The organism is Lysinibacillus sphaericus (assembly GCF_000600105.1).
Classification (GTDB): Bacteria; Bacillota; Bacilli; order Bacillales_A; family Planococcaceae; genus Lysinibacillus; species Lysinibacillus sphaericus.
In genome coordinates, this window is the sequence record NZ_CP006837.1 from 1141272 (window position 1) to 1156941 (window position 15670).

The 15670-nt window shown below is 38.4% G+C and carries 14 protein-coding genes; all 14 read left to right on the plus strand.

Going from position 1 to position 15670, the window contains the following annotated elements; genetic code table 11:
- Positions 1-91 precede the first annotated feature (91 nt).
- The 14 genes from T479_RS05230 (at position 92) to T479_RS05295 (ending at position 15661) form a co-directional block, all read left to right on the plus strand.
- Positions 92-1639 carry an ABC transporter ATP-binding protein gene (locus T479_RS05230; RefSeq protein WP_025218816.1) on the plus strand — a complete coding sequence of 516 codons (1548 nt, stop codon included), beginning with the start codon at positions 92-94 and terminating at the stop codon, positions 1637-1639.
- The gene (locus tag T479_RS05235) at positions 1639-2685 is read left to right on the plus strand and encodes an ABC transporter permease (protein ID WP_024361971.1); all 1047 of its coding nucleotides are present in this window, start codon (positions 1639-1641) and stop codon (positions 2683-2685) included. The genes T479_RS05230 and T479_RS05235 overlap by 1 nt, the downstream gene beginning before the upstream one ends.
- A 1-nt stretch (position 2686) precedes the next feature.
- Complete coding sequence (locus T479_RS05240; protein ID WP_025218817.1) at positions 2687-3646, plus strand: ABC transporter permease; 960 nt, start codon at positions 2687-2689, stop codon at positions 3644-3646.
- A 221-nt stretch (positions 3647-3867) separates the two neighbouring features.
- Complete coding sequence (gene yfmF / locus T479_RS05245) at positions 3868-5139, plus strand: EF-P 5-aminopentanol modification-associated protein YfmF (protein WP_025218818.1); 1272 nt, start codon at positions 3868-3870, stop codon at positions 5137-5139.
- Positions 5136-6434 (plus strand): EF-P 5-aminopentanol modification-associated protein YfmH, encoded by a 1299-nt coding sequence (yfmH, locus tag T479_RS05250; RefSeq protein WP_025218819.1) that lies wholly within the window; start codon positions 5136-5138, stop codon positions 6432-6434. The genes yfmF and yfmH overlap by 4 nt, the downstream gene beginning before the upstream one ends.
- Positions 6434-7162 carry an elongation factor P 5-aminopentanone reductase gene (gene ymfI / locus T479_RS05255; RefSeq protein WP_025218820.1) on the plus strand — a complete coding sequence of 243 codons (729 nt, stop codon included), beginning with the start codon at positions 6434-6436 and terminating at the stop codon, positions 7160-7162. Before yfmH ends, ymfI begins: the two co-directional genes overlap by 1 nt.
- Before the next feature lie 48 nt (positions 7163-7210).
- Entirely contained in the window at positions 7211-7468 is a 258-nt protein-coding gene (locus T479_RS05260) for a DUF3243 domain-containing protein (protein WP_024361966.1), read from the plus strand.
- A gap of 227 nt (positions 7469-7695) precedes the next feature.
- The gene (locus T479_RS05265) at positions 7696-8484 is read left to right on the plus strand and encodes a DUF3388 domain-containing protein (protein ID WP_024361965.1); all 789 of its coding nucleotides are present in this window, start codon (positions 7696-7698) and stop codon (positions 8482-8484) included.
- Between the two features lie 16 nt (positions 8485-8500).
- On the plus strand, positions 8501-9412 hold the full coding sequence (locus T479_RS05270) for a helix-turn-helix domain-containing protein (RefSeq protein WP_174412969.1): 912 nt from the start codon (positions 8501-8503) through the stop codon (positions 9410-9412).
- A 47-nt stretch (positions 9413-9459) separates the two neighbouring features.
- Positions 9460-10038, plus strand: a complete 579-nt coding sequence (gene pgsA / locus T479_RS05275) for a CDP-diacylglycerol--glycerol-3-phosphate 3-phosphatidyltransferase (protein WP_024361963.1) — start codon at positions 9460-9462, stop codon at positions 10036-10038.
- A gap of 17 nt (positions 10039-10055) precedes the next feature.
- Entirely contained in the window at positions 10056-11315 is a 1260-nt protein-coding gene (locus T479_RS05280) for a competence/damage-inducible protein A (RefSeq protein WP_025218822.1), read from the plus strand.
- A 243-nt stretch (positions 11316-11558) separates the two neighbouring features.
- Positions 11559-12623, plus strand: coding sequence for a recombinase RecA (recA, locus tag T479_RS05285; RefSeq protein ID WP_025218823.1), 1065 nt, complete (start codon positions 11559-11561; stop codon positions 12621-12623).
- 454 nt (positions 12624-13077) lie between these two features.
- Positions 13078-14637 (plus strand): ribonuclease Y, encoded by a 1560-nt coding sequence (gene rny / locus T479_RS05290; protein ID WP_024361960.1) that lies wholly within the window; start codon positions 13078-13080, stop codon positions 14635-14637.
- Between the two features lie 325 nt (positions 14638-14962).
- Positions 14963-15661, plus strand: a complete 699-nt coding sequence (locus tag T479_RS05295) for a YveK family protein (RefSeq protein WP_038509499.1) — start codon at positions 14963-14965, stop codon at positions 15659-15661.
- Positions 15662-15670 lie beyond the last annotated feature (9 nt).

The following is a 15670-nucleotide window of genomic DNA, read 5'->3' on the forward strand; positions in this document are numbered from 1 at the left end:
GGTTGTGCTGTATTGTAATAGAGGCAGGAAGAAATACACCAGTGAATAAAAATTATTTTAGAGAAAATTGCCTAATAAGGGAGTGACAATATTGGAATACGTGATTGAGATGCTTGGAATCCGCAAAGAGTTTGGTGGATTCGTAGCAAATAATAACATCACCCTCCAACTAAAAAAAGGCGAGATTCATGCACTGCTAGGAGAAAATGGTGCAGGTAAATCGACTTTAATGAACGTCCTTTTCGGTCTGTATCAGCCAGAGGGTGGAGAAATTCGTGTTCGTGGGAAAGCTGTTAAAATTACAAACCCGAATGTTGCCAATGATTTGGGAATTGGCATGGTGCATCAACACTTTATGTTGGTGGAAAACTTTACAGTAACAGAAAACATTATTTTAGGTTCAGAACCTACAAGAATGGGTGTAGTCAATATTAAAGATGCAGCGAAAAAGGTGCAAGCGCTTTCTGAGAAGTATGGGCTCGATGTAGATCCAAATGCAAAAATCGAAGACATCACTGTAGGAATGCAGCAACGTGTTGAGATTTTAAAAACGCTATATCGTGGCGCAGAAATTTTAATTTTTGATGAACCGACTGCTTCTTTAACGCCACAAGAAATTACAGAGCTTATTCAAATTATGCGCCGATTAATCGCTGAAGGTAAATCGATTATTTTAATTACACATAAGCTGAAAGAAATTATGGATGTATCTGATCGAGTGACAATTATTCGTAAAGGGGAAGGGATTGGTACAGTTGTAACGGCTGAAACAAACCCTGACCAATTAGCAGAATTAATGGTTGGTCGTCAGGTTGAGTTTAAAACAGAAAAAATAGATGCTAATCCAACCGAGGAAGTACTAACGATTGAGAAGTTAGTCGTAACAGACTACCGTAATATCGATAAAGTAAAAGGTCTTAACCTTAATGTTCGCAAAGGTGAAATTGTCGGGATTGCTGGTATTGATGGTAATGGTCAATCAGAGTTAATCGAGGCAATTACGGGTTTACGTAAAGTGAAAAGCGGTACGGTAAAGCTTAACGGCAAAGATGTAACGAACATGAAACCACGTAAAATTACTGAACAAGGTGTAGGGCATATTCCACAAGACCGTCATAAGCATGGACTAGTGTTAGATTTCCCAATCGGTCACAATATTGCACTCCAAACATATTATCAACCACCGATTGCTAAAGGCTTTGTAATGGATTATAAAAAGGTATCGGAAAAAGCGAAACAAGTTATTCAAGAATATGATGTGCGTACAGGGAATGGCGAGATGACGCCTGCACGAGCTCTTTCGGGTGGTAACCAGCAAAAAGCGATTATTGGTCGTGAAATTGACCGAGATCCGGATCTACTGATTGCAGCACTTCCGACACGTGGGCTAGACGTAGGGGCAATTGAATTTATTCACTCTCGACTAATCGAGCAGCGTGATAAAGGGAAAGCCGTATTATTAATTTCATTTGAATTAGATGAAGTAATGAATGTTTCAGACCGAATCGCTGTTATTTATGACGGTCAAATTGTGGATGAGTTAAATCCAAAAGAAACAACAGAGCAAGAGCTTGGTCTATTAATGGCGGGACAAAGTAAAAAAAATAGCACAAATATAGCGAAGGAGGGGAACGACTAATGTCAAATCGTGTCATTAATATACTCGTTCCTATCATCTCAATCATTATCGGTTTAATTGTTGGTGCTATCGTAATGGTAGTCAGCGGCTATGACCCAATCCAAGGGTATAGTGCTCTTTGGACAGGTATTTTTGGAGATTCATATTCAATCGGGAACACAATTCGTCAAATAACACCGTATATTTTAGCAGGTCTAGCGGTAGCATTTGCTTTCCGTACTGGCTTATTCAACATCGGGGTTGAAGGTCAGTTAATTTTAGGTTGGCTTGCAGCAGCATGGGTTGGCTATGCTTTTGAACTACCAAAAATTATTCACTTGCCATTGGCATTACTTGCAGCAGCAGCAGCAGGTGCATTTTGGGCCTTTATTGCAGGTTTCTTAAAAGCGAAATTTAAAGTTCATGAAGTCATTGCGACAATTATGTTAAACTACACAGCGCTTTATATTGCGAACGCTGTTATAAAAAAATTGTCAGATGGTAGCTTTAAAACAGAACGTGTTCTTGAATCGGCTTCATTACGTTCTCCGTTTTTAAGAGAGCTAACAGACAACTCAAGTCTTCACTATGGGATTCTGATTGCACTTCTGATGGTAATGGTAATGTGGTTTATTTTAGAAAAAACAACGCGTGGTTATGAGTTAAAAGCAGTTGGTTTTAACCAACATGCGGCTGAATATGCTGGTATGAGTGTCAATAAAAACGTTATATTAGCTATGACGATTTCAGGTATGTTTGCTGGTCTTGGTGGTGCCATGGAGGCACTTGGTACTTTCCAAAATGCATCCATTAAAGCTGGCTTCACAGGGATTGGTTTTGATGGTATCGCTGTTGCCTTACTTGGGGCAAATACACCTCTTGGCGTAGTATTCGGGGCTTCTTTATTTGGCTCGTTAAAATATGGTGCGCTTAATATGCCGAATGCTGCAGGTATTCCAGAGGAAATCGTATCAATTATTATCGCCTTGATTATTTTCTTTGTAGCTTCAGGCTATGTTATTCGAGTAGGATTACAAAAGTTAAGTAAGAAAAAGGAGGGACAATAACATGAGCTTTTTAGAAATGTTATATTTCATCATCCCTTCTGCAATCCTTTATGCGACACCATTAATTTTCACTGCAATCGGTGGTGTATTCTCTGAACGTTCAGGTGTTGTTAACATCGGGCTAGAAGGTTTAATGATTGTCGGCGCATTTGTTGGTATTTTTGTCAATTTAGAGTATGCATCACAATTAGGTTCCGCAACAGTATGGGTGGCAATGCTTGCAGCAGTGGTTATCGGAGGAATTTTCTCCTTGCTACATGCCGTCGCAGCGATTTCATTCCGTGCCGATCAAACGGTTTCTGGGGTAGCTATTAACTTACTTGGTTTAGCGGTTACAGTATTCTTAGTGAAAATGATTTATGATAAAGGTCAGACAGATATGATTGAACAACCAATTCGTCGTTTTGCTGTTCCTTACTTAGAGGATATTCCGTTCTTTGGACCATTATTATTCCATAACGTATATAGCACTTCGATTTTAGCCTTTGCTGTGGCAATAGGTGCTTGGTTTATCATTTATAAAACACCGTTTGGTTTACGTTTACGTGCAGTAGGAGAACACCCAATGGCAGCTGATACAATGGGTGTAAAAGTTAATAAAATGCGCTATATTGCTGTTATTATTTCAGGTGCACTTGGTGGTCTGGGTGGTGCGGTTTATGCACAAACAATTACAGGGAATTTCTCACATGCAACGATTGCTGGGCAAGGGTTCATGGCACTTGCGGCGATGATTTTTGGTAAATGGCATCCAATCGGAGCGCTTGGGGCAGCGTTATTCTTTGGTTTAGCCCAAACATTAAGTATTGCAGGGAATCAAATTCCGTATGTGCAAGATATTCCAGCAGTATATCTACAAATTTTACCTTATGTATTAACGATTTTTGCGTTAGCCGGATTTATTGGGAAAGCAAATGCACCAAAAGCAAGTGGTCAACCTTACATTAAAGGCAAACGATAAGTATCAGGCAACAGGTTTTATTCGTTGAATGACTGGACGAGGTTGGAAAGAAATGAAGCGAATAAAAAGACTGGGCAAACCATGCCCAGTCTTTTGCCTTATGCAGTAAATTATTTTACCTTTCCACATACATACTTTGGATTCTTTTTGCAATTATAGACAATAGACATGTATAGTATTTGTAGTACATTGTTATATTAAGAAAGATAGGAGGGTTTCATATGTTTAAAACAATACCTTTTGCAAAAGGTGTCAATTTGCATATCCGACAAACGACCCAATTTAAAACAGTAAATTTCTCGATAAAATGGAGAAGAGCATTAACAGCCAAAAGTGCGTCTGAACGTACGGTGTTAACCAATGTATTGCAACATAGCAATGCAAAATATACAACAACTGCTGCTTTTCGTAGTTTTTTAGATGACCTATACGGAACAGTGTTGTATTTTGATACATCAAAGCGTGGTAACGAGCATACGGTATTGATGAATGTTGAAACCGTAAACGATCAATATTTGGCGAATACAAGTGTATTAAACGAAGTGCTAGGCATCATGCATACAGCAATTTTTGAGCCGAATTTAGAAAACGGTATATTTAAGGAATCCATTGTTGAACGCGAAAAGAAAATGGTCATTCAACGTATTGAATCTATTTTTGATGATAAGTCTCGCTTTGCACAGATGCGTCTTCAAGAAATTTTACGTCCAAATGAGCCTGCCTCTATTTCAGCAAATGGGACAGTGGAAGACATCCAAAGTATTACTCCAGCATCTTTAGTGGCAGCGTACGAATCAATGCTAACTACTGACAAAATCGATATTTATGTTGCAGGCGATATCAATGAAGATGAGCTTGTTGCAAAACTTAAAAAGGCACTGCCTTTTAAAGATCGTGTACCAGAAGAAATTCCAACTGTTGTGCCTCAGAAACACCCACAAAATGATTATGTACGCGAACAACAGGAAATGAAGCAAGGGAAACTGCATATTGGCTTTAGTACACCAGTGCGATTTGGTGATGCAGATTTTGCTAAAATGCAAATCTTTAATGGTGTTTTCGGTGGTTATCCACATGCCAAATTATTTATGAATGTTCGTGAAAAAGAAAGTTTGGCCTACTATGCTTCTAGCTCATATGCATCACATTATGGCTTATTATTTGTGGTGTCTGGCATTGAGGCGAAAAATGAAGAAAAAGCACTAAATTTGATTAAAGAACAACTTGTGGCAATACAAGCAGGGAATATTACCGATTTAGAATTAGACCAAACGAAAGCGATGCTGACAAATCAGTTAAAGGAATCGCTTGATTCTGCGCGTGGTCAAATTGAAATTTTTGACCAATACAAAGATTTACCAGAGGAATTTTCTGTCGAAGCTTGGGCAACGAAGTGGCAAGCTGTGACAAAAGAAGATGTTGTCGACATGGCGAAACAAGTGAAGTTAGAAGCGGTCTATTTCTTAAGTGGAAAGGAGCAAACCGCACAATGAAAACAATTGAATTCAAACAATTAGATGAAACACTTTACTATGAAAAACTAGAGAATGGTTTGGATGTCTATATTTTACCAAAAAAAGGATTCTCAAAAACATTTGTAACGTTCACAACGAAGTACGGTTCTGTTGACCGCACATTTGTACCGCTTGGAGAATCGCAAAGCATTACAGTACCGGATGGCATTGCCCACTTTTTAGAGCATAAGATGTTTGAAAAAGAAGATGGCGATGTGTTCCAAAAATTTAGCGAATATGGTGCTTCAGCCAATGCTTTTACTTCTTTCACACGGACTGCGTATTTATTTTCATCAACAGATAATATTTATAAAAGCACTGAAACTTTATTGAATTTTGTTCAAGAGCCATACTTTACAGAGGCTACGGTTAATAAAGAAAAAGGGATCATTGGTCAGGAAATTACAATGTATGATGACCAACCAGATTGGCGCCTATACTTTGGCACAATTGAAAATATGTATCATACTCACCCAGTGAAAATTGATATTGCGGGGACAATTGAATCAATTGACGGCATTACAGCTGACCATCTATATACGTGTTACAATACGTTTTATCATCCATCTAATATGCTATTATTTGCTATTGGTGCCGTGGAGCCTGAAGAAATGATGGCATTTATACGTGAAAATCAAGGCAAAAAAGAGTTCCCAGAGCCTACACCAATTCAGCGTTTCTTTGAGGAAGAGCCAACGGATGTTGCTGTAAAAGAACGCACATTGCACATGGATGTGCAAAAACCAAAGGTCTACATGGGCTTAAAAGCGAAAGACACGAATTTGTCTGGCCGAGAAATGTTAAAACATGAGCTATCCGTACAAATTGCATTAGAGCTTATTTTTGGGCGAACTTCAAGCTTTTATGAACGCGTTTATGATGAAGGCTTGATTGACGAATCCTATGCGTTTGACTTTACGTTAGAAAAAGGTTTTGGCTTTGCGTTGATTGGCTCTGATTCTACAGAACCTGATACATTAGCAAAAGCCATTAAAGCTGAATTAGAAAAATACGAAAAAGGTGCGCAATTTGCCAGTGCAGATTTAGAACGCATCAAGCGTAAAAAAATCGGCTTTTTCTTACGTGCATTAAATTCAATCGAATTTATCGCGAATCAATTTACACGTTATTCTTTTAATGATATGAATTTATTCGACGTTGTCCCTGTCTTAGAAGAATTAACAATTGAAGATTTAACTAAAGCGTTTGCTTCTATCCAAGGTGAATCTCAACAAACTGTATTCAAAGTGTTACCAACAGAAAAGGGCGCATAATGAAAAAATTTGCCCTAATAGTAGGTGCATCGGGTGAGATCGGTCGTGCTATTTGTCGAAGTTTGGCACAAGACGGCTGGTCTCTCTACGTGCATTATGCCCATAACAAGCAAATGGCACAAGTTTTATGTGATACGCTCGCAGGCGATTTTCCAGCGCAGGAATTTATGCTTGTACAAGGAGATTTTACAAATATACAAGCAGCGCAAAAATTGGCTTCACAAGTATTTAGTGTCCAAGCAATTGTTTTTGCGAACGGGCAAGCACATTATGCCTTGTTGGAGGATACAACAGCGGAGGAAATGGATGCATTATGGCGTGTTCATGTGCAAAACCCGATGCAATTAACAGCTTTATTATCTTCAAAACTACGTACTCATGATGTCAGTTATGTGCTTTTTATCGGTTCTATTTGGGGCGAAGCAGGATCTGCTGGAGAAGCACTTTACGCAACGGTAAAAGGTGCGCAGCATGCTTTTGTGAAGTCCTATGCCAAAGAGGCTGCATTATCTGGTATTCGTGTTAATGCAATTGCCCCAGGCTTTATCAATACTTCGATGAATAATCATTTAAGTAATGAAGAACTACAGTACATTTTAGAAGATATTCCATTAGGTTCAGTCGGTCATACAACAGATGTAGCTGAAATGGTTCGTTTTTATCTGTCAGGAAAAGCAAATTATGTGACAGGACAAATAATTCGATTAAATGGTGGTTGGTACATATAATATCTCTTCTTTTTGCACATACTACATGTGTAAAGGAGGAGGAAACATATGACCATTTTAGAAAACTGGCAAAAATGGACATCTTTTTTAGGACAAAATGTTATGCAGGCTGAATCAAGCGGTATGCCAAAGAAAATGATTCAACAAGCTGCTGTACAAATTGGCGAATATTTGGCGACAAATATCGACCCTAAAAATGAACAAGAACGAGTGCTGTCGGATTTATGGGGCGTTGCCTCTGATGATGAAAAGCAAGCGTTGGCGAATTGTGTCGTAAAACTTGTGCAAAATAAACATGTACAGTAAAAAAAGAGGAGAGCTACTCTCCTCTTTTTTCTATATTAAAAATCGATATTTGCGTGGAAAAGGGAACGTATGTAAGTCTATTTCCGGTGGGACAATAAATTTTAGTAAGAATTTAAAAATAACGCTATAATTCCATGTATTCTAACTTTCCATTACATAAAAAATCAGCTATGATGGAACTTATAAAAGATTTTTTACGTTAACTAATAGGAAGGGAACGAGTGTGTTTGAGCGATTGGTACTTTGAATATGAAATTCAGGTGAATCGCCCTGGATTATTAGGAGATATTGCTTCACTTTTAGGGATGCTTCGTGTCAATATTATATCAATAAATGGTGTCGATGAAGACCGGCGTGGTATGCTAGTGCATACAGACAATGATGAAGCAATTGAGCGTTTTCGTACAATTGTTTCGACAATGGAACATATCCACGTTACTAAATTTCGACAACCAAAACTCCGTGATCGTTTAGCTATTAGGCATGGTCATTATATTCCTCGAGATGCAGATGAAAAAAATACTTTTCGCTTCGTCCGAGATGAACTAGGTATTTTAGTGGATTTTATGGCAGAACTCTTTAAAAAGGAAGGTCATAAACTCATTGGGATACGTGGGATGCCTCGGGTTGGTAAAACGGAATCTATTGTTGCGGCAAGTGTTTGTGCCAATAAAAAGTGGATTTTTTTATCATCTACAATGATTAAACAAACTATTCGTAATAAGCTTGCAGGCGATGAATTCAGTGACAATAATATTTTTATACTGGATGGCATTGTAACACGTCGTTCCGCTGATGAGCGACATTTGCAATTAGTGCGTGAAATGATGAATATGCCTTCGATTAAAGTTGTAGAGCATCCAGATATGTTTGTTCAGCATTCTGAATATAAGATTGAGGATTTTGATTATATCATTGAACTACGGCATCACCCAGATGAAGAAATTACTTATGAAATAATGGAAAAAAATCATATGATGTCCGAATCCGATTCATTTGGAGGATTTAATTTTTAATTTGATATTAAAGTAGGTGTTATTAGTGGCGGAATTAGGGACTCGACTGAAAGAGGCGAGACTGTCTAAAGGCTACAGCTTAGACGATTTACAAGAAATAACAAAAATTCAAAAACGTTATTTAGTAGGTATTGAAGAAGGCAATTATTCAATTATGCCAGGTTCGTTTTATGTACGAGCTTTTATTAAACAATATGCAGAGGCTGTTGGGTTAAATCCAGAGGAAATTTTAGAGACATTTAAAAGCGAATTGCCAGGGACACCGAACGACCAAGTTAGCCAATCATTGACTCAAACTTCAACTAGAAGAAAGGTTTCAAAAACCTCTTCGAATAAAATGATGGAGGCTATGCCGAAAGTCATTGTCGCTTTATTTATTATTGTTATTATCGTGGCAATTTGGGTTCTATTTCAAAATAGAAGCAACTCAGGAACGGGTGAAAGTAATGATACACCACCAGTAATGGAGTACGATAAAAAACCAAAACCAATAGATAATGAAAAAGATAAAGAGGAAGAAGATAAAAAAGCTCAAGCTAATACAGAAAAAGAGCAGACAGAAGATGTAACACCAGATGATAGTAAAACCGAAGAGGTTAAGCAAACGATTTCAGCAGGTACAATCGAAGCAGATGGCGCTACAACATCTTACACTTTAACGGGTACTGATACATTTAAAATACGAATTGAAGTATCAGGACCTACATTTATTGGTATTCGTAACCAACAGCAGCAAGAATTACTGACTGATACGCGTGTGTATAAAGCGGGGGAAATTGTAGAGTTTGATGCAACAGCACAAAGCTATGCACGTATTCGTTTAGGTAATTCTACGCAAGCTAAGGTCTATATTAATGACGAGCTTTTAACGTATGCACAGCAAATCGTAACGCAAAATATTGTCGTCAATTTCAATAAAGAACAGTAGTCATCCTATGATGACTACTTTCTTTCATCATGAAAGGTGTTAGTAAAATGAACATTCCAAATAAAATTACCATTTCACGTATCTTACTTATTCCGTTTTTTGTCATTGTTATGATGTTTGATTTCGGCTGGGGAACAATGACCTTATTTAGTGCAGAGATGCCAGTCCATCATTTTGTGGGAGCTCTTATTTTTATTATTGCATCGACTACGGATTGGGTAGATGGTTACTATGCGAGAAAGTATAATCTTGTAACAACGTTTGGTAAATTTTTAGACCCATTAGCAGATAAGTTACTTGTTTCTGCAGCGTTTATTCTAATGGTAGAGCTTGGTATGGCACCAGCTTGGATTATTATTGTTATTATTAGCCGCGAATTTGCTGTAACTGGCTTACGTTTAATTCTTGCAGGCGGTGGAGAAGTAGTAGCAGCCAATCAGCTTGGCAAGATCAAAACATGGGCACAAATTGTTGCGATTGCAGCAGCCCTTTTACACAATACAATATTTGTGTATTTCGGTATCCCGTTTGATAAAATAATGCTATATATTGCATTATTCTTTACACTATGGTCTGGATGGGATTATTTCTATCTAAATCGACGTGTGTTACTTGAGTCTAAATAAGAAAGGTCTTGTGGATTATGAATGCTGAAATCCTTGCAGTTGGCTCAGAGTTATTACTTGGACAGATTACAAATACAAATGCAAAATTTATTTCAAATCAGCTATCTGAGTTAGGAATTAATGTGTTTTATCATACCGTTGTTGGTGACAATTCAAAACGGTTAGAAGAAGCCATTAGCATAGCGGAAGCGCGCGCTAATCTCATTATTTTTTCAGGAGGCTTAGGTCCAACAAAGGATGATTTGACGAAGGAGACGATTGCTCGCCATCTTGGAGTAGACCTTGTATTCGATCAAGTTGCATTGACATATATTGAGGAGTTTTTTGCTAAACGAGGCCGTTCAATGACGGACAATAATCGCAAGCAGGCGCTAATATTAGCAGGTAGTGAGGTGCTTGCTAATCATCATGGTATGGCACCAGGAATGATTTTAACAAAAGATAATTGCACTTATATTTTACTTCCTGGCCCTCCAAAGGAATTAGAGCCGATGTTCCAATTTGAAGCGAAGCCAAAGCTTGGTAAAATGCTTAATGATGGCGGAGTAATTGTGTCTCACGTAATGCGTTTTTATGGTATTGGGGAAGCAGAGTTAGAAGTATATGTACAGGATATTTTAGATACACAAACCAATCCAACGGTTGCCCCGCTAGCAGCTGATGGAGAGGTCACTTTACGCGTAACAGCGAAGGCCCAATCAGAGGACGACGCGCACCAGTTGATTGCTGCAAAAGTGGCAGAAATTCGTGCTATTGTTGGCGACTATCAATATGGCATAAATGATGACTCACTCGCCTCAAAAACGGTGGAAATGTTGCAGGACAATAATTTAACGATTGCTGCGGCAGAAAGTTTAACAGCTGGTTTATTTCAATCAGAGCTGGCTGAAATACCAGGTGTAGGCAACGTGCTCATTGGAGGACTGGTGACCTATACCGAAGATGCGAAAGTAAAGCAGCTTGGCATTTCTCAACAATTACTAGATACGCATGGTATTGTGAGCAGTGAATGTGCTGCGGCAATGGCTAGTGCAGTACGTCAAAAATTTGGTACAAGTATCGGTATCGGACTAACAGGTGCGGCTGGTCCTACAGCACATGACCATCAGCCGGTAGGAACGGTATGGATTGGTATTGCCATAGATGACGAAGAGCCAATTACGTATTTACTTCACTTATCGGGTATGCGCAATACAAACCGATTGCGTGCCGTGAAGTTTACTTGTCACTATTTAATGCAGCAATTGGAAGCACGAGGTTACAAGAAACGTATTTAGCTTGCTTCACAAGTCTATCACTTCTAAAAGTGTAAGATGCATGTACAGGTTATGAAGCTATTACACTAAAAATAGCATTGATTATGATAGTTCAAAATGAGAATTTGGGTAGGAAAAACTTATCCAAATTTTTATTTTGCACAAAAATCGAATAAATGTTCGCTTTTTTCTTGCGTGTTCTCTCAAAAACAAGTATAGTAGAGATAGATAAAAACAGTGAACAGTTTCAAAGGAGGAAAAACAATGAGTGATCGTAAAGCAGCCTTAGAACAGGCGTTAAAACAAATTGAAAAGAATTTCGGTAAAGGCTCTATCATGAAGCTAGGCGAAAAAACAGATTTAGAAATTGCTACATCTTCAAGTGGTTCGCTAGCGCTTGATGCAGCATTAGGTGTTGGTGGCTATCCACGTGGACGTATTATTGAAGTATATGGTCCAGAATCATCAGGTAAAACGACCGTTGCGCTTCATGCGATTGCGGAAGTACAAGCTAAGGGCGGACAAGCAGCATTTATCGATGCTGAACATGCATTAGATCCAATTTACGCTCAAAAATTAGGCGTAAATATTGATGAACTATTACTATCTCAACCAGATACAGGTGAGCAAGCGCTTGAAATTGCAGAAGCATTAGTGCGTAGTGGGGCGATTGATATTATCGTTATTGACTCTGTTGCAGCACTTGTACCAAAAGCTGAAATCGAAGGCGATATGGGTGATTCGCACGTTGGTTTACAAGCTCGTTTAATGTCTCAAGCATTACGTAAGCTTTCAGGTGCGATTAATAAGTCTAAAACAATCGCTATTTTCATTAACCAAATTCGTGAAAAAATTGGTGTTATGTTCGGAAATCCAGAAACAACTCCTGGTGGTCGTGCGCTAAAATTCTATAGCTCAGTTCGTTTAGAAGTACGTCGTGCTGAAGCAATCAAACAAGGTAATGACATTATGGGTAACCGTACGAAAATTAAAATTGTCAAAAATAAAGTAGCGCCACCATTCCGTACAGCTGAAGTTGATATTATGTATGGTGAAGGGATTTCTAAAGAAGGCGAAACGGTGGATTTAGGTGTAGAATTAGACATCGTTCAAAAAAGTGGATCTTGGTATGCATATGGTGATGAGCGTCTAGGCCAAGGACGTGAAAACGCAAAACAATATTTAAAAGAAAACCCTGCTATTTTAGAAGAAATTGCAAATAAAATTCGTTCTTCTTATGGCATGGCTGCATCATCTTATACCATTGCTGCACATGATGATGAGGAAATGGATGAAGAGTTAATGCTTCTTCTTGAAGATGACAAATAATAATACATCGTTCTCACTCTAATGGGGTGAGGACGATTTTTTTGTTTTCATTGTAGTTTCATAGGCATGAATTGCGCTTGACCGTCTGCTAAAGTATAGCCAGTAAGAAAGAAGTCTTCGTTTTGTCAAAGAAAGTGAAAATAATTGTATTAAGATGTACGTAATTGTGGTAATAATTGTATTGACACCTTTGTCCCAAATAAATTCATTTTTAAGGAGCATAGGTATTTTATCTAGCACAAAAGATACAGTAAATTTATAGTCCTTATGGATATGACTTACTTTTTTTCTTTCAGATAGGCGAACAGATGCCCGTCTATCCTTGACAGAGCTTGGGGCTAGCTATACAATTAAATATGTATAATTTCTGAATTATGACTTTAAAATAGGCAGTACAATTTTTGTATGCGCCGACTGAAACTGTATTACCCAAATAGCAAGAGGAGGTGTTCATATGGATGGAATTACTATCATCTCCGCTTTGCTTGGACTCATCGTTGGTGCCGCTGTTAGCTATATCTACATGAAAAAAGTGAATGACTCAAAAATCACTGGTGCTAAACATGTCGCTGAAACAATCGTTGAAGAAGGAAAACGAGAAGCGGAGGCATTAAAGAAAGAAGCACTACTTGAAGCCAAAGATGAAACTCACAAATTTCGCACTGAAGCCGAAAATGACATTCGTGACCGTCGTTTAGAACTTCAAAAACAAGAGAACCGTTTATTGCAAAGAGAAGAGAATCTTGATCGCAAGGATGATGCTCTAAATAAGAGAGAAGCCGGCTTAGAGCGTAAAGAACAAGCTCTAGCTGAAAGACAACAGCATATTGAACAGATGGAAAGCAAAGTGGACGAGCTCGTTGCAGCGCAAAAAACAGAGCTAGAGCGCATTTCTGCATTAACAAGAGATGAAGCTAAGACTATTATCTTAAGTGAAGTAGAAAAAGAGCTAGCAACTGATATTGCAGTGATGACGAAGGAATCTGAAACGCGTGTGAAAGAGGAATCTGATAAAAAGGCGCGTGAAATTTTATCATTGGCACTACAACGCTTTGCTGCAGATCACGTAGCAGAAACAACTGTTTCTGTTGTGAACTTGCCAAATGATGAAATGAAGGGCCGTATTATTGGTAGAGAGGGTCGAAATATCCGTACACTCGAAACGTTAACAGGTATCGATTTAATTATCGATGATACGCCAGAAGCTGTTATTTTATCTGGTTTTGATCCAATTCGTCGTGAAACGGCTCGACTTGCACTTGAAAAGCTGGTACAGGATGGTCGTATTCACCCTGCTCGCATCGAAGAAATGGTTGAAAAATCTCGTCGCGAGGTAGATGAACAAATTCGTGAAACAGGGGAACAAACGACATTTGAAATCGGCATCCACAATCTACACCCTGACCTAATGAAGATTTTGGGCCGCATGAAATATCGTACAAGCTACGGGCAAAACGTCCTAAAACATTCGGTGGAGGTCGCATATTTAGCAGGCTTACTAGCTGCTGAACTTGGTGAAGACGTAGCGTTAGCTCGTCGTGCTGGCTTATTGCATGATATAGGGAAAGCAATCGACCACGAAGTTGAAGGAAGCCATGTTGAAATCGGCGTGGAGTTAGCAACGAAATATAAAGAACATCCTGTTGTTATTAACAGTATCGCTTCTCACCATGGTGATACAGAAGCAACATCTGTCATTGCAGTATTAGTAGCTGCAGCTGATGCATTATCTGCAGCGCGTCCTGGTGCTCGAAGTGAGACACTGGAAAACTATATTCGCAGACTAGAAAAATTAGAAGAGATTTCTGAAAGTTACGATGGTGTTGAAAAATCATATGCCATCCAAGCAGGGCGTGAAATCCGTATTATTGTTCAACCAGAAAAAATTGACGATTTAGCTTCTCATCGACTTGCGCGTGATATTCGTAAGCGCATTGAAGAAGAACTAGATTATCCAGGACATATTAAAGTAACTGTTATCCGCGAAACACGTGCAGTGGAGTACGCGAAATAATAAAATATAAGACTCCTCTTGGCTACAAGCAAGAGGGGTCTTTTTACATGAGTCATCAAGCAGTGCCTTTTTGAAAAGAGCTAACATTTAGCTCAAGTAAAAAATGCACAACAACATCTTGTATTGTGCAGTGTTCCCACAGAGGGGGACACTTTTTTTGTGTCCAATTTTATATAAGAAACACTTCGTATTAGCTCTTTTTCAAGATGAATAAAAGAAGGCAATCAATAATATAATAGGCCATAAAACTTTTTGTGAAAAATGCCAGAAGAACTGACAAAAATATAGAATCGCCAGTATATGTAATGTCAAGGAGTGAGGGTCGTTGCAAGAAACTATCACCTTGCAAGATGTAGTGAAAATAGTACGAAAGCAATTGCTGTATATTATGAGCTTTGCACTTTTTTTAGCATTAGTCACGGCGTTCTTTAGTTTTTTTATCATAAAGCCTACTTATGAAGCACAAACGCAGCTGTTAGTAAATCAAAAAAATATCGACCAACAATCACGTTTAGGTGTACAACAGGTGGAAACGGATTTGCGTTTAATTAATACGTATAATGTCATTATTCAAAGCCCTGCTATTTTATCGAAAGTGATTAGCCGGCTTCATTTAGATAGTACACCAGAAAAATTAAAAGAACAGATTACTGTATCGAGTGCGAGTAATTCTCAAGTTGTGAATATTGCCGTTCAAGACAAGCAAGCTGATATGGCAGTTAATATTGCCAATACAGTAGCTGGGGTATTTCAAGAGGAGATTCAAGTGTTAATGACGATAGATAATATTAATATTTTGTCAGTAGCGACATTAGATGACGAGCCTGAGCCAGTGGCGCCAAACAAAAATTTATATATTGTGGCTGCTGCGATGCTAGGGTTCATCGTAAGCGCTGGCTTTGCTATATTACTAGAATGCTTGGATACAACCGTTAAGACAGAGCAAGATATCGAAGAAATCATTGGCTTGCCGATTATGGGTATCATTAGCAAAATAAACGATGCAACCTATAAAAATATATGATTAAATCCC

Bases quoted from the DNA above. Each gene is read 5' to 3' on its own strand.
- T479_RS05235 (WP_024361971.1), top strand. From the start codon at position 1,639: ATGTCAAATCGTGTCATTAATATACTCGTTCCTATCATCTCAATCATT.
- T479_RS05240 (WP_025218817.1), top strand. From the start codon at position 2,687: ATGAGCTTTTTAGAAATGTTATATTTCATCATCCCTTCTGCAATCCTT.
- yfmF (WP_025218818.1), top strand. From the start codon at position 3,868: ATGTTTAAAACAATACCTTTTGCAAAAGGTGTCAATTTGCATATCCGA.
- yfmH (WP_025218819.1), top strand. From the start codon at position 5,136: ATGAAAACAATTGAATTCAAACAATTAGATGAAACACTTTACTATGAA.
- ymfI (WP_025218820.1), top strand. From the start codon at position 6,434: ATGAAAAAATTTGCCCTAATAGTAGGTGCATCGGGTGAGATCGGTCGT.
- T479_RS05260 (WP_024361966.1), top strand. From the start codon at position 7,211: ATGACCATTTTAGAAAACTGGCAAAAATGGACATCTTTTTTAGGACAA.
- pgsA (WP_024361963.1), top strand. From the start codon at position 9,460: ATGAACATTCCAAATAAAATTACCATTTCACGTATCTTACTTATTCCG.
- T479_RS05280 (WP_025218822.1), top strand. From the start codon at position 10,056: ATGAATGCTGAAATCCTTGCAGTTGGCTCAGAGTTATTACTTGGACAG.
- recA (WP_025218823.1), top strand. From the start codon at position 11,559: ATGAGTGATCGTAAAGCAGCCTTAGAACAGGCGTTAAAACAAATTGAA.
- rny (WP_024361960.1), top strand. From the start codon at position 13,078: ATGGATGGAATTACTATCATCTCCGCTTTGCTTGGACTCATCGTTGGT.